General features: G+C 38.3%; 17 protein-coding genes. 8 read left to right on the top strand and 9 right to left on the bottom strand.

Annotated features, from left to right (window positions below):
* Positions 1–173: 173 nt before the first annotated feature.
* The 3 genes from EHQ59_RS09560 to EHQ59_RS09550 all read right to left on the bottom strand — a co-directional run bounded on the left by EHQ59_RS09560 (position 174) and on the right by EHQ59_RS09550 (position 3,714).
* The gene (locus tag EHQ59_RS09560; protein WP_244245473.1) at positions 174–1,082 is read right to left on the bottom strand and encodes a hypothetical protein; all 909 of its coding nucleotides are present in this window, start codon (positions 1,080–1,082) and stop codon (positions 174–176) included.
* A 147-nt stretch (positions 1,083–1,229) separates the two neighbouring features.
* Positions 1,230–1,481, bottom strand: coding sequence for a hypothetical protein (locus tag EHQ59_RS09555; RefSeq protein WP_135619441.1), 252 nt, complete (start codon positions 1,479–1,481; stop codon positions 1,230–1,232).
* 739 nt (positions 1,482–2,220) lie between these two features.
* Positions 2,221–3,714: a protein adenylyltransferase SelO gene (locus tag EHQ59_RS09550; RefSeq protein WP_244245472.1), complete on the bottom strand. Its 1,494-nt coding sequence runs from the start codon at positions 3,712–3,714 to the stop codon at positions 2,221–2,223.
* Positions 3,715–3,837: 123 nt separating this feature from the next.
* On the opposite strand from EHQ59_RS09550, the gene EHQ59_RS09545 reads away from it, so the two are divergent.
* Entirely contained in the window at positions 3,838–4,041 is a 204-nt protein-coding gene (locus tag EHQ59_RS09545) for a hypothetical protein (RefSeq protein WP_135619439.1), read from the top strand.
* A gap of 14 nt (positions 4,042–4,055) precedes the next feature.
* A complete protein-coding gene (locus tag EHQ59_RS09540; RefSeq protein ID WP_135619438.1) occupies positions 4,056–4,838 on the top strand; it encodes an alpha/beta hydrolase in 783 nt (260 codons plus the stop codon).
* 141 nt (positions 4,839–4,979) lie between these two features.
* On the opposite strand, the gene EHQ59_RS09535 is transcribed toward EHQ59_RS09540, so the two are convergent.
* From EHQ59_RS09535 to lsa14, 4 genes are read right to left on the bottom strand one after another with little or no spacing between them, the layout of a single operon-like run.
* Positions 4,980–5,975: a hypothetical protein gene (locus EHQ59_RS09535; RefSeq protein ID WP_135619437.1), complete on the bottom strand. Its 996-nt coding sequence runs from the start codon at positions 5,973–5,975 to the stop codon at positions 4,980–4,982.
* 3 nt (positions 5,976–5,978) lie between these two features.
* The gene (locus EHQ59_RS09530; RefSeq protein WP_135619436.1) at positions 5,979–6,314 is read right to left on the bottom strand and encodes a TRL domain-containing protein; all 336 of its coding nucleotides are present in this window, start codon (positions 6,312–6,314) and stop codon (positions 5,979–5,981) included.
* Between the two features lie 2 nt (positions 6,315–6,316).
* The gene (locus tag EHQ59_RS09525; RefSeq protein ID WP_135619435.1) at positions 6,317–6,634 is read right to left on the bottom strand and encodes a TRL-like family protein; all 318 of its coding nucleotides are present in this window, start codon (positions 6,632–6,634) and stop codon (positions 6,317–6,319) included.
* A 12-nt stretch (positions 6,635–6,646) separates the two neighbouring features.
* Positions 6,647–7,039 (bottom strand): adhesin Lsa14, encoded by a 393-nt coding sequence (gene lsa14, locus EHQ59_RS09520; RefSeq protein WP_135619434.1) that lies wholly within the window; start codon positions 7,037–7,039, stop codon positions 6,647–6,649.
* 420 nt (positions 7,040–7,459) lie between these two features.
* On the opposite strand from lsa14, the gene EHQ59_RS09515 reads away from it, so the two are divergent.
* From EHQ59_RS09515 to EHQ59_RS09505, 3 genes are read left to right on the top strand one after another with little or no spacing between them, the layout of a single operon-like run.
* Positions 7,460–8,521 (top strand): WG repeat-containing protein, encoded by a 1,062-nt coding sequence (locus EHQ59_RS09515; protein ID WP_244245470.1) that lies wholly within the window; start codon positions 7,460–7,462, stop codon positions 8,519–8,521.
* Positions 8,518–9,123, top strand: coding sequence for a hypothetical protein (locus EHQ59_RS09510; protein ID WP_135619432.1), 606 nt, complete (start codon positions 8,518–8,520; stop codon positions 9,121–9,123). The genes EHQ59_RS09515 and EHQ59_RS09510 overlap by 4 nt, the downstream gene beginning before the upstream one ends.
* Before the next feature lie 20 nt (positions 9,124–9,143).
* Entirely contained in the window at positions 9,144–9,602 is a 459-nt protein-coding gene (locus tag EHQ59_RS09505) for a DUF3995 domain-containing protein (RefSeq protein WP_244245469.1), read from the top strand.
* 112 nt (positions 9,603–9,714) lie between these two features.
* On the opposite strand, the gene EHQ59_RS09500 is transcribed toward EHQ59_RS09505, so the two are convergent.
* Together EHQ59_RS09500 and EHQ59_RS09495 are read right to left on the bottom strand one after the other, a co-directional pair.
* Positions 9,715–10,287, bottom strand: coding sequence for a phage tail protein (locus tag EHQ59_RS09500; RefSeq protein WP_135619431.1), 573 nt, complete (start codon positions 10,285–10,287; stop codon positions 9,715–9,717).
* Positions 10,288–10,321: 34 nt separating this feature from the next.
* A complete protein-coding gene (locus EHQ59_RS09495; protein ID WP_135619430.1) occupies positions 10,322–11,752 on the bottom strand; it encodes a hypothetical protein in 1,431 nt (476 codons plus the stop codon).
* Positions 11,753–12,127: 375 nt separating this feature from the next.
* Here EHQ59_RS09495 and EHQ59_RS09490 point away from each other — a divergent pair, with 375 nt between their 5' ends.
* The 3 genes from EHQ59_RS09490 to EHQ59_RS09480 form a co-directional block, all read left to right on the top strand.
* On the top strand, positions 12,128–12,685 hold the full coding sequence (locus EHQ59_RS09490) for a dihydrofolate reductase family protein (RefSeq protein ID WP_135619429.1): 558 nt from the start codon (positions 12,128–12,130) through the stop codon (positions 12,683–12,685).
* Between the two features lie 6 nt (positions 12,686–12,691).
* Positions 12,692–13,081, top strand: coding sequence for a DUF2200 domain-containing protein (locus EHQ59_RS09485; protein WP_135619428.1), 390 nt, complete (start codon positions 12,692–12,694; stop codon positions 13,079–13,081).
* Positions 13,078–13,797 (top strand): hypothetical protein (locus tag EHQ59_RS09480; protein WP_244245468.1); only part of this gene is annotated, 720 nt, incomplete at its 3' end. The genes EHQ59_RS09485 and EHQ59_RS09480, both read left to right, overlap by 4 nt.

Raw genomic sequence — 13,797 nt, 5'->3', positions numbered from 1 at the left:
AATAGGATAATTGGTTTTGGAAGTTTAATCGTCGCCAATCATGATATCATACTCTTTTTTGTGGTTTCGGATCGGTTTGAACGATGATCAGGAAGCGTTTTTATCAGTAAAATTTCGGAAGAGAATTTGCGAATCGAATGTTTGCCGAACCTATTTTTGGAGAAAATCGATTTTCAACGATTGATTGATGCGGGAAGATGCTCTCGTTTCCAAATCACTCCATCCACCATATAATGATGAAAGGTAAAAGACATCGCCAATAGAACTGCAAACGGAACAAGTTGGTTCTTAAATAATTCATCAAGTGTCATTCCAGCCAAAGGAAGAAAATAAATCATTGGTAAGGCGAGTGTGATCGTGAAGAGAAAATATAAAATACTAACACCTAGTTTTTTTTGCGAAAGCCAAGACAAAACTTTTGCCTTAGAATCCACTCCAAGGACAAAACGTTTTTGGTTAAATGCCCAAACATAGAGAATGTATTGCACATTGTGCCAAACGTTCACAAGTAACCAACCAGAACACAATTCCTCGATCCAAATATAACCCAGAAAAAAAACAAAAAAGTGGGATATCATAAACAAAGTATGGCGGGCATCGAGTTCCTTTCGACGTAACGCCATGAGACGTGTATAGGCCCAGTACAACCAAAGAATGATCGAGATGATACCTGCCACAGAAACAACCACCTTTGGCACAGGAGGAAGCCAAAAGTCTTGAAACAAAAATTCATTTGGTCTCTGAGACGAGCGATGGAGGAAACCCCAAATAGGCACAGACCACAAAGTCAATTCAGACAACCATTCAGAATCCCAACTCATCCCTCCCGCGTCACGACGGTAAGCTTGTGTGATCCCCCAACTCTGCCGAACGGTATGATAAAACTGGCCGATAAAATAAGTAAGAAAAATTCCTTTGAGTCCCCACGTTTTCCCGATCGCAAACAAAATGAAAAAAACAATCGGGAACACAATCCACAACAATGCCGAGTACCGTTTGCGATCCTCCGAATGAAACAAGAGTCTTGTGTAAGTAGACCATAAATGTTCATACCCAAAAAGCCAACTGTGTAGAGTTAACATAGGGATGAACAGTAAAGGCCAGAACACAGTCACTCCCGCCATCGTACTGGCAAGAAGTGTGGTCCCAATGATCAAGAAAAAATCGAAGTGGGAAATTTTTGGCAAAAGCAAACTTTTAGATCCGATGATTCCCACTTACGTCCCGTGTTAGGTCACAACTCCTGGTGGTAACTTTCGTGGTGGTGGAGCCGTGCAGACATTTTTTTCACCATCACTTTTACACTCGTGGTGATTTTGGCATTCATCAGAAGATTTACATTCTTCTCCCGGTTTTTTTTTGTTTGGATCATAAGGAACGGATGCCTCAGATTTCATTTTCGCTTCGGCCCCAGCAAAAACAGGAACCGATACCCAAGTGATAGCGGCGAGGATGAGAATTTTGGTTAGGTGTTGTATCACGTCATAACCTCCTAGAGGAAATCGAAAGATTCGAAAGAAATTGAAATCTTAGTGTAAAAAAGAAAAAGAAGATTGGCAATCGATTTCGTGTCAATTTTTTGCGAAAAAAACCAGATAGTGATACGAATTCTAGTTCGAGGTGCAAAACCTATCCTTCCATCTCTTGTATTAGATGAAGAGAGCCTTCAAAAATCGAATCGTGGAGGCCAAATCAACCAATGGAATGAATTTGGAAGCCTCTTTCGAATTGACTTTCATTTGTTGAGCCATAATCATTTCCTAAGTGAAAACTCTAATGATCAAGATCATCTTTTCATTTTCAATTTCAGTTCTCACTATATTTCTCAGTTATTCTTTCGCTCAAATCTCGTATCAGTATTTGAACAAAGTTGTCGCAATTCCGCTACATTACAAGTTCATTGATCAACTCACTTTTTGCATCTTTGTACTTGGCTTACTACTTCCTTTAACCATACCTTTCCAAAAGTTTAATTTTAAAAAATATTTTAGCACTCCTATTTATCTTGTGATCACGGCAATCATTACCTTCAATCCATTATCGTTCTTGATGATAACCTGCGGATTGCTGAAATACTGTGTATAAATGAATTCCTTATCGATTTCTACTTCAGAAAATACAGATGTCTCGATAAAAAAAGTTTGACGGACAAAACAAGATTTGACCGAACAGATTGATACAGACTTTCAATCTGTTCCAACCATTCTCCTATTTTAATCCTCAAGTCCCACAAAACGTGCGATAGTTGCGATCTCCTCCCATTGGCACTTCCGATTCGTAATCATATCCTTTTTCGCGAAGATAAGGAGATTTACCTCTTTCTATCAGCTGATCGGCAACACTTGTGAGTCCCTGGTTTGCATTTGTCAGTGCACTTTCGACTAAATGATTCCTGGGAACGAAACTAGGATTTGTCTTTTGCATTAAAAAGGTCGCATCTTCTTCTCGGATTCCCTTCTTCTTTTTTTCTTCCTGCCAAGTGTTTACCCAGTCATTCCAACGAATATCATTGTAAATCGATTCCTTGGGTGCATAAACACCTTCCAATACAAGAAAGGTATTGGTGAAATCTGCTTCGGTGTCTTGCATCCACTGATAAAGGCTTTGTAAAAGTGGTAAATCTTTCTCTGTTAGGTGAGGAATTCCGATTTTTTCACCCAACATACGGATATAACGTTCCTGAAACCATGTTTCCAATTCAGACATTTTTGCTTTTGCCAATGTAATGGCTGTCTCTTGGTTTTTGTCAATGAGTGGGAGAAGTGAATTGGCCAAACAAGCAAGATTCCACTGGGCAATCCCCACTTGGTTTGCGTATGCGTAACGTCCATTCACATCGATGGAACTAAACACTCGTTTGGCAGAATATCCATTCATAAAGGCACATGGACCGTAGTCGATCGTCTCACCTGCGATACTCATGTTATCCGTATTCATCACACCATGGATAAATCCCACTCGCATCCAGTTTATGACGAGATCCACTTGTCTCTTCATTACGAATTCTAAAAAACTTAAAGCCGGGTTGTTTTGTTTCAAGACTTCGGGAGCATGTCTTTCGGCCGTATAACGAAACAAAGCCTCCAATTCATTGAGTGATAAAGTTTGGTAAGCATATTCAAACGTTCCAACACGAATATGACTTTTTGCCACTCGGGTAAGAACTGCACCTTCCTGGGTTTCTTCCCGTAAGACAGGTTCACCAGTGGTGACGACTGCCAAACTTCGAGTCGTTGGAATTTGTAATCCCGCCATTGCTTCACTCATGATGTATTCCCGAGACATGGCACTCACGGTTGCACGGCCATCTCCATTTCGCGAATAGCGTGTTCTTCCTGAACCTTTCCATTGGAAATCAAAACGTTCCCCACTTCGATTTTGGATCTCTCCCATCACTATGGCTCTTCCATCACCTAATATGGTAAAGTGTCCGAACTGATGACCCGCATACGCTTCTGCAAACGGTTGCAGGCCTTCCGGTAAACGAGATCCAGAAAAAAATTGTGCAAGTGCCTCTTCTTCCTTTGACCAATCCGCCAATTGAAACTCAAGTGCCAACTCCTCATTCCAGAATAAAACTTTGGGGGAAGCAACTGGTGTTGGTTTTGTGTATTGGAAAAATGACTCTGGTAAAGATGTATAAGTTTTCTCTATGTTTGGATAGGGAGGAAAGGAAATAGAAGGCATATGCTTTAGACTTTTTTTATGTTCCATTGTGATTCCCAATTTTATCAAAATCTTGCGTATGAAACATGTTCTTTCTCCTAGGAAATTTCAGATTTTATTTTGAACATTTACCGTCATCGATTGTTATAAAGAGTCGAAAGGATAAGATTCATGAATTTAACAAATCAGTTTCGAACAACTCGTTTTCCATTTGGATTTTCAGACATTTTGGTTGTAATACTCATTCCCTGTTTGTTTATGATTTCTTGTATCAACATTGGTGAGAAAACTAACAATCCTTCCGATTCTCAAAATATTTCCTTACTTGCCACTGGTTTACTGCTCCAAGGACTGCTGTATCTGCAGGTGTCGTAAACTTAAGTTTAGATTTGTATTTACCTGAGAATACATCCACCAATCGTCCCGCGATGATTTTGATTCATGGAGGAGGATTTTCCACTGGATCGAAAGAAGACACTAACATAGTTGCTATGGCAAATTATTTTGCGAGTCGAGGATGGGTTTGTATTTCCATCAACTATCGACTCATCTCGGCTTATGGATCTCTTGCCACTTCATGGGGGAATTATGTTTTGAATCATCCGACACTGACTCCAGCAGAAAAACAACAGAGTTACGCCATGTATCCAGCTGCTCGCGATGCAAAAGCGGCTGTTCGTTGGTTGTATGCAAATGCTTCTATTTATGGTATTAACACGAACTATGTGACTGCGTTAGGAGGATCTGCTGGATCCTTCTTAGCGAATATGCTTGGAATCACTAACCCAAGTGATTTTCGAGATGAGAGCTTAATTACTACAGATTCCACACTGAGTTCTACTAATCTTTCCGCTGGTTCCACAGACCACACCATCATCGACCATTGGGGTGGGATCAATCATATGACCTATTTGCAAGCCATCACTGGTCAATCTAGATTTGATGCCAACGATCCTCCAATTAGCATTGTGCACGGATCTGCTGATTTGGATGTTCCGATCACCCAAGCAGAAGCTCTGCGTGATGCTTATATAAGTTCTGGTGCCCCTTACGAATACAATCGATTGGAAGGAGCCGGTCACAGTGCTTGGTCAGCCACCATCAATGGAAAATCATTATCTGAAAATGCGTTTCAATTCATTGTAACGCAACAAAAACTAACAGTGGAATGAATGGGTATAGGTCAATGTTTTGGAGGAACCACTCCAATCGTTTGGTCGGAAAATTTGCGCATTGATATTTGAGGAAGGATTTTGAAAGAAGGAAATCTACACCTAACAGGGATTCTCCTGTTAGGATTGTTTTAGAGTGAATTACTCGCCAAAACTTTTTGAAAATTCAAAGGTAAGGTTGAGAGCAGTTAAATCAAACTTTTGTGTTTGAGCACCATTCCAAAGTGCATAACTGACTGAGTTAGCTGCACTAAAACCAGATCCAATCGAAAGTGGATTACTAGACCTTACTAACATTCTTTCTCTGGAATATCCCCATTTTGTGGCAAACCAAGAAGAAAAACGGAAAACAAAGTCAAGGTTTTGTTTGGTTCCCGTGTATGTTACATCAGCACTTTCAAAAATAGCACCACCTGCACTTGCTCCACCGCCAGCGGCAAGAAAAATAGTAGGTCGCGATTCTGATCCTTTTAACATATAGAACTGTTGCCCTAAATGGATCTCAAACCAACGAAGTGGTTTGAATTCTAAGTGAACTCCAGGAACAAATCCTTTTGCCGACATCTCTGCATCTCTTGGGGAAATAGCGTAAATGAAGTTATTTCCGACAAGCGACTGAGAGAAAGGATTGGTTTTTGTTAACTGGTCAACAGTTGTATAACGCAAACTTGCACCCACATTGAAGTTAGGTGTTAATGGATGAAAGTAAGCAAAACCAACACTATTCTGTTTCTCTGAAAACTTAGTTCTGTAAACATCATCACTGGCAGGTTTTCCAACATTCACAAGATTTCTGGTTTCATAGAAAAATCGGAACTTGTCTTGGTTACGATACTCTAGTTCACGTCCAGAAGACGTTGCATCAAATTTTGGAATCTGTTGAGAAAACGAATACAAATCAAATCCAGAGATTGGAGTATTCCTAACCGCATAACCAGAAATGTCTTCGTTTCTTGTGTAATCCTTCTCCGGAATGTAAAGAGTACCAAATCCATCGGTTAGTCTTAAAAACACTCTATGTTTATCAGGTTGTTTTACTTCTGGCAATTCATGTGTTGAATCATAATCCTTGGCAAAAAGATTCCCAAAGGAAAGAAACAACGTCACCAAAGTGAGGATAATTTTGTTATGGGACACGGACTATTCCCCCCAAACAATCACACATTCGCGATAAAAAAGTCCGAATGGTAAAATCGTTAAAGACTCTCTATCCACAACGGCAATTTTTTTGATGCCTGCGTGTTGTGCACCTTCTTCAATTGAGTTTCCTGCTCCATAAAAGAAAAAGTTGATTACCAAACCTGAAAAACTGCAAGACTTACCAGACTTTTCCACCTTTGCAGAAGTTACCATATTTCCAGTTGCATCCCCATTGAGATGTTGGGTTGTTTTGGTAAAAAAGTAACCAGGGATTGGAGTGGTTACACAATTTGTGAATAGCGTTAAACTAAAAATTGAAAGTAAAAGGTATTTCATGATTATTCTCCAGATACGATGGTACAATAGTTACGGAATAAACCCGTAAGAATAGAAAGAGTAGAGTGGTCGATTGTTGCAATTTTGCTGATCCCGTTTTTGTTGGCAACAGAACCTGCTCCTGCATCACCAACGCTAAAGAGATAAAGAACTGTCCACATACATCCTTTTCCTTCTTTTGAAACCTTCACATTGTTTTCAGCGTTGAAAGTTCCTGCAAATTTTGTAGAAGTATATAGACCACCATGTGTTGGTCCAATTGCACAATTTGCGAATAAAAATACTGATAAAAGAGAGATAAAAACTAATTTCATTTTCATAAGGTACTCCGATTACGATCCTTTTACAACTGTACAAACTCGGTGGTAAACATGACCCGCAAGGATTCCAAGTTGCTCATAATCTACGTAGGCAACTTTTGTAATGTTTCCAGCTTTTTTAGCAGATTCGATGGATGAATCACCAAACGCAAAAAGATAAAGGATTGAATGGCTACAACCTTTTCCTTCAGAAGTTCCTTCCGCATTGAGTCCAAGAGGACCTGGAACAGCCGTTTTGTGGAAGAAAAATCCACCTTTTGCAGCTACATAAGGGGATGCATACTCCCTGGTAGGGTTTGTATTCGCTCCTGGCGAGTACAGATAGACATACATATTGTTACCTGAACAATTTTGGGTTAATAATAGTAGTGTGAGTGAGATCGCAAAAAAAATGCTCTTTTTCACATGGTTCTCCTAGTGATTTTTGACTGTTTTAATTTTTCTCATGATCATTGTCAATAAAGTTGGTTCCATCAGAATAAAATCATACAATGGAATGGTGATTTTGTAGTGGAAAGGCTGTTAAGTGGCTTTCCTAGCAACAGATCGCTGTTTGTGGGAACCTAACAAATGTCTCGTCCTCTTTATTTTATTGCATGAAAGTCGTTTTTTTTGGAAAAAATTATATTTTTTTCCAAGTTTCGGGGCGCACATTTCCGGCTATCCGCTCCAATCTTTGCATCGCAAAGGATTTCCGCTTCTATCCGGGGTGCAGTGAAAATTGATTTTCATTCGTGAGTTCATTTCACAAGCTAGAGTTCTATGAATTCACCGTTTTTGGTTCCATTTTGCCTCCTACTACTCTGTTTTTTTTCCTGCTTGAGTTTGCCAAAAAAAGAAAATCCAGTCATCAACGCCTGCGATTTACGTTTTACGATCCAAAAACCTGGACCCAACTCAAATGCCCCCACCAAACTGATCTTCCGTGATCCTCGCATCCAAGTGAGCCAAATCATTTACGATGATTTATCTTCTGTATCGGAAGACTGGATCCAAGCCAAAAAAAATGGAAAATTCGGATTCATTGATCTCAAAGAAAACGTAGTGATGGACTTCGAGTTTTCTTTTATTGGTGATTTCCATGATGGTTATGCAGTGTTTCGGGAAGGTGAGGATCGAAAAGGTCCCAGGGGGTTTCTCAACAAAAAAGGTGATTTGTTAGGTGGAAAGTATTATGATATGACCTATAACTTTCAAAATGGATATGGTGCCGTGGAACTCAATCGAAAGTATGGTCTCATCGATCGAACTGGCAAAATTGTAGTCCCAATCCAATATGATTTAATCACAGGAATCCATAATGGATGGGCAGTTTTCAAACGAGAAGAACACCAAGGCCTTGTGAATGCGCAAGGAATCGAAAAAAAGTTTGTTCATGACAAATACGATTTACGCGGTTATTTTTACGCAGGAACAATTGTGTTTAAACATTATCAAAAATCTGGAATTATGGATTCTAATTTCAATGTCATCATACCACCTATCTACGATTATCTGGGAAATTTTCAAGAAGGCCTGGTTCGTTTTGAACTTGGAGACAAATGGGGATTTTTAGACCAAAAAGGAAAAGTTGTCATTGAAGCCAAATTTGATTCCGAATACGACTTTGAGGAAGGATATGCAACTGTTGAAATTGAAAAAAAATCTGGAATCATCAATCAAAAGGGAGAATATTTAATCGAACCAAAATATGAATCCATTTCCAACTTTGAGAACGGCCTTGCCGTTGTACAAGAAGATGGCAAAAAAGGATTTATCAATCGAAACGGGGAATGGGTTGTGCCACCTGTTTTTCAATCTTTAACTCGTTTCAGGGAAGGTGTTTTCACTTTTGCTTTAGATGGAAAATGGGGATTTGTCAATTTACGAGGATGCCAAAACAAATGAAAACGATCTATTTGATGATCACTATGAGTGTTATTGCCACTGTACTTTATGCCAGTCCTACAAAAACAGTAGAGTTTAAATCCCTTGGGTTATCGATTGAAAAACCTGATTCTTGGGAAGAAGTGACAAACGATGAGTTTAGTGATAATAAAAATCGACTCCAACTCAAAACAAAAACTTTTACGAAGATATTACACGAAAACAAAGAACTACCGTTGTATTCGATGCGCAAAGGAAACCCCGAAACTGACGAATATTTGACGATGATCAATATCAAAGCGCAATCATCCGATTTAGAATTTAACAATATACCTTATGATCTTCGTATCCTCCTCTCTCGAATGTCCTATGTCTTAAAAAAATTCGAATATATATTGGAACCAAAAGTAGTAAGAATCAACGGAAATTTGGCTGGATATGCAGTTTTCACCTATAAACTATTAGACGAAGACAATCAGGAATTCCAAGTAGTTTCAGCGATTTGGATTTTCCCACGTAAGGATTTCTTTTACTTAGTTGGTTCCAGTTTTGTTTCAGAAGATTTTGAACCAACCTTAAACGAAATCAAACAAATTGTTTCGACATTAAAAATTACAAAATAGGAAACATAGGAACTAGATTTATGAACCCAATTGTCTCCATGTATTTTTTGTATACTCTTGCGATTGTCACCTCGATTCTCCTCGTGGCAGTTTCGATGTTGCATATCTATTGGGGACTGGGAGGTTTGTGGCCAGGCAAAACCAAACAAGACTTAATCGATAGAGTATTTGGGAAAGGAACCCAGTTTCCATCGACCTTTAGTTGTTTTTTTGTCGCAACAGGATTATTTTTATTTTCAGCATTGCCTTGGATTTGGATGTTACGGTTTAGTTTAGAACTCGACCACCAAACATTGATTTTGCTGCCCTATCTATTGTATTTTGTTTCAGGGATCTTTTTCCTCCGAGGGGTCTTGGGATATTTACCCTTCATCACCAAACATTGGAAACCAATTTTTGTTAAGAATACCAAACGTATTTACAACCCACTTTGTATCTTTCTCGGAATCACGTTTTTGGTGATGATGATTGGATGGTAAGGGATTGGTGTTAGGTGAAATTCAATACAAAGAGAGAAGATGGAATCAATGAGAAGTGATCGATCTTTACAAATCGAACACTTCTCTTCTACTAAGAAATGTTGTAAGAGACTTAGTTCTTTCTCATACAATACGTCAATGCAACGTTTTTCGGACGAGTTTCATTGGCGATTCTTGGGGTTCCATTAATTCCGTCGGTTTTGATTGTACTTGCAGATCCAGCTTGAATTGCTGTGTATCCAATCGCAGGAGAATCACGTGTAACAATGATTCCACCCATAACCCCAGAATATGAAGCATAGTTAGAATGAAGATCATGAAAGTGACCTTGAAATGCATCGTCTTGATCATCACCGATGGCACGAATTCCATCAGGATCACGCAAAGTGCTACCGCTATTGTCAATCCCTCTCACAAAAGCACCGCGTAAATTTGGTGTTCCATTCGTTCCATCAGCTGGAGCCCAACCTTCTGGACAATTGTTCAAATAAAATGCAACGACTGCTCCTTCGGGAGCTGCGATCATAAAGTTTTGATTGAGTCTTGCAGAACTGATCACTTCTCCTGGAGCAAATAGATTCATCGCTGCTGCTGCCGCAACCAAACTGGTTGTAAAAAAACCTAAAGTGATTCCTACACCTTTATAAAATCCACTTTTTAAATATTCTTTAATATTACCTTTCATATCATTTTTCCTCTTATGTTTTCTCAAAATTTTTTCAATTGAATATGCATGTAGAATCAAATGTTCCTACATCATATTGACATAGCACACCAAATCCCTTCACCAAAATGTTGTATGTGGAAGTGAATCCACCTAAACTCACTGAGATTGTTCCCGTTCGATCGGTTGGATAATACAAGGCAGTAAATTTTCCAAAATCCGAAAATGGATCCGCGAAAGAACCGATCACTCCATCCGAGGCAAATGTTGGATGAACAAATATGAAGTTGTTAAATGAATCATATCCGACAGCATCAAGTGCAGTGGTAGATCCAGCTGTGACCTCAAAAGGATTTGGTAATTCTGCTGAATTGTATAAAATCAACATTCGAACCATCACTCCTGGATATACATTGATCGGCATGGATAGATTCAAATTTCCATAACTTGCCTGAATGTAAGAACCACCAATGATTTGAGCCGTATAACGTGCACTAAGCCAAGTTGGTCTCGAGGTAATACCTTTTCCACCTGCAAACGTCATAGTTTCCGCTGGCACTGGATAATAGGTTGCAGACGAATTTCCTTTTACCTGTACAGTTAGGTCTCGTGAAAAACCAGCAGTCATACGTGTGATCGTTGTTTGAAACCGAATTGGTGATGCAGCATCTCTTATATCGCCATTGATTGTATCGAATGCCGTTGGAGCAGTTGCCGGCCTTGTCACTCGAGCATTTAACGAATCATAAACTTCGATGTAGTATTCCAATCCTGCTGCTACGATATCGGTTGCTGGAATTTTCGCTTGGTAAAATTGATTGGTTCCATCGTTTTCATCTGGTAACATGTTAATGCTTTTGAAAATCGAACCACTACCTTGTGTTCGATAATAAAACCTAGCTGTTACAATCGCCGACGCATCCCAATCCGTAATCGTCGTTCTTACAACTGCGGGAAGACCTTCAATTAACCTACCAGGAAAAAACGTTGCACCACCAATTGTGGGAGGGTTATTTCCCAAAACTAAATTTTGAGCTGTCAAAATATAATTGGAGAAATGATAGATTGATGTAGTTACACAATGGTTTACTAAATCAACATCACCACCATAACTGATATATTTTTTTGTATTGGGATCATAGTGTTGGATCTGTAAAGAATCCTCACGTTTGCCTTGCAAAAATTCAGGTCTTGCATCATAACAAATTTTCATTTGAACTGGTTTGTTAAATTGCAAATGTTCTGGACCAAACTGATAAGCCACCTGGATTGGAACAACTGAATCGTTTGCGGGAGGCAAGGAAGTTTCAGAATACGTTATGACCGTTTCTTCGTCTAACGCACCTAGTGGTATCGTCAAACTCATAGTTGGTGCTTGGATCACTGTTCCTGTTTCAGGTTTTACTGAAACTGAGTTGGAAGCAAAAAATGAACCAAACACAAACATCTTATCTAAATTAGTTACCCCACTTTCACTTTTGCACATGGATATGTTACAAAACGAAAAAGCAAAGATAACAAACATTACTTTGCGCATATTTTTTACCTTTAGTTTTCAAATCAATAATCATACATAAAGATGACTTTAGCGTATGATAGTGTCGCCAAATGTCAGAAATGCGAATTGCTTAGTCAACTTTTTTTTCAACTAACAATAAATTTACAAAAGTAGAACCATATCCATTTCCCAACTTTAGTCCGTTAATGCAACTGAACTGCAGAACAATCGTTCAAAAATGATCCTATTCCCTAAATCACCTAATATCGTATTGGCGATCAAACTGTCCGAATTTCGCAAATTGACTTACTCCTACTCCAAAATGTACTTTCAAGATCTGACTTACTTTTTAAAAAAAGACGAATGAGAAAAGTTATCTTTGGGATCAATACAAGTGCCGATGGATTTTATGGTCATACAGGCATGGTAGTGGACGATGTGTTACATCAATATTTCACTGATTTATTAAAAACTGCAGACCAAATTCTTTATGGTAGAACAACATATGAATTGATGGTTCCGTTTTGGCCGGAAGTGGCAAAAAACAAATCCATGTCAAAGGTTAGCAATGAATTTGCGGAGGTGTTTACTGGTATGGAGAAAATATTATTTTCTCGCACCATCACCAAGGTAGATGACCCAAATACAACTGTCGCCAATCTTCCCTTAGTCGAAACTGTTTCTAAATTAAAAAAACAAGTAGGAAGAGATATTTGTATCGGTAGTTTGAGTATTGCTGCCCAACTTTCTCAGGTTGGACTCATCGATGAGTATCGGTTTGTCATCCATCCAGTCCTTGTCGGAAGTGGCCCACGACTATTTGGTGAACATTCGTTAACGAATTCTCTTTTTTTGGATTTACTCGATTCTAAAACTTTCCCTTCGGGAACAATAGCCCTTCATTACCAAACACGCAGGTAAATGCCAATGCAACCAACGGAAGAACACATTCAAAAATTAGCTACGATGAAATTCGGATCTGTGTATCCTTTGTATTTGTCCAAAGTAGAAAAAAAAGGAAAAACGAAGGCGGAATTGAACCAAGTGATCACTTGGCTTACTTCCTTCGATGAACAAACAATTGATAGATTAATCAAAGAGAATGTATCCTTTGAAGTTTTTTTCGCCAAAGCAAAGCTAAATGAAAATGCAAAACTCATCAAAGGACTAATCTGTGGCTACCGAGTGGAAGAAATTCAAAATCCAATCGCCAAAAAAGTTCGTTATTTAGATAAACTTGTGGATGAACTTGCAAAAGGTAAGTCCATGGAAAAAATATTAAGAAAACCAGAAACAAAGCAGAAGCAAATCAAGTGAATCCATCCACAAAACTTTTAAAGAAAACAATCCTACCGTTCTTATTTCTTTTCTTTCCTTATTCTATTTTTGCAGAAACAAAAACTCTCAAAGATTATGAACCTATATTACGAAACGCAATCACACAGTTTGAAATCGTATACAAATCTTCCACAAAAAAACATGATTTAGTAGAGCAAAAAGTTAATTTCATGATGAACCAAGTCGTTAAAGGAGAAGTCACTTTTTTAATCGATGTAGAAGCAAATCAAGATTTGTCCGCTATGGGATTTGTTGATTTTTATAATGAAAAACGAAAACCAGCAATCGTTGTGGGTACATATTTTTTAGACCAATATGAAAAAAACCCAAGTATCTTTTACTCTGCACTTGTTCACGAATTCACTCATGCGTATGATTTTTTCAATAGTCAAAGTTATTTTATATTTTATAAGAACAATCGAATTGTAAAAGCCTTATTTGAAGCAGATGCTTATGCTGTAGAATCTTTATTCATTCAAAATTATCTTGTAACACAAAAAATCAAATTAACAAAATTTGAAACTTTCCTTTTAGAAGATTTAGAAAAGAGAGCTTTAACCAAGATTATATTAGTGAATCAAATGGCAAGTTTGCCTCTACTCCATACTTTTTTAGAAATCCGTGACTCTAAAGATGCAGTTCATGTTAAAGTAGATTCTTTAAATACAATTGGTCAGAATTTATTAACAAAAGTA

The organism is Leptospira kemamanensis, assembly GCF_004769665.1.
Lineage (GTDB): Bacteria > Spirochaetota > Leptospiria > Leptospirales > Leptospiraceae > Leptospira_A > Leptospira_A kemamanensis.
The sequence above is the reverse complement of the archived record's forward strand: the minus strand, read 5'-3'. Positions and strand labels throughout refer to the sequence as shown.

What these genes read in the sequence shown, in the direction of transcription:
- EHQ59_RS09505 (WP_244245469.1), top strand. Translation starts at nt 9,144, where the DNA reads ATGAACCCAATTGTCTCCATGTATTTTTTGTATACTCTTGCGATTGTC.
- EHQ59_RS09495 (WP_135619430.1), bottom strand. Translation starts at nt 11,752, where the DNA reads ATGTGCAAAAGTGAAAGTGGGGTAACTAATTTAGATAAGATGTTTGTG.
- EHQ59_RS09560 (WP_244245473.1), bottom strand. Translation starts at nt 1,082, where the DNA reads ATGTTAACTCTACACAGTTGGCTTTTTGGGTATGAACATTTATGGTCT.
- EHQ59_RS09500 (WP_135619431.1), bottom strand. Translation starts at nt 10,287, where the DNA reads ATGAAAGGTAATATTAAAGAATATTTAAAAAGTGGATTTTATAAAGGT.
- EHQ59_RS09550 (WP_244245472.1), bottom strand. Translation starts at nt 3,714, where the DNA reads ATGGAACATAAAAAAAGTCTAAAGCATATGCCTTCTATTTCCTTTCCT.
- EHQ59_RS09490 (WP_135619429.1), top strand. Translation starts at nt 12,128, where the DNA reads ATGAGAAAAGTTATCTTTGGGATCAATACAAGTGCCGATGGATTTTAT.
- EHQ59_RS09545 (WP_135619439.1), top strand. Translation starts at nt 3,838, where the DNA reads ATGAATTTAACAAATCAGTTTCGAACAACTCGTTTTCCATTTGGATTT.
- EHQ59_RS09510 (WP_135619432.1), top strand. Translation starts at nt 8,518, where the DNA reads ATGAAAACGATCTATTTGATGATCACTATGAGTGTTATTGCCACTGTA.
- EHQ59_RS09530 (WP_135619436.1), bottom strand. Translation starts at nt 6,314, where the DNA reads ATGAAATACCTTTTACTTTCAATTTTTAGTTTAACGCTATTCACAAAT.
- EHQ59_RS09525 (WP_135619435.1), bottom strand. Translation starts at nt 6,634, where the DNA reads ATGAAAATGAAATTAGTTTTTATCTCTCTTTTATCAGTATTTTTATTC.
- EHQ59_RS09485 (WP_135619428.1), top strand. Translation starts at nt 12,692, where the DNA reads ATGCAACCAACGGAAGAACACATTCAAAAATTAGCTACGATGAAATTC.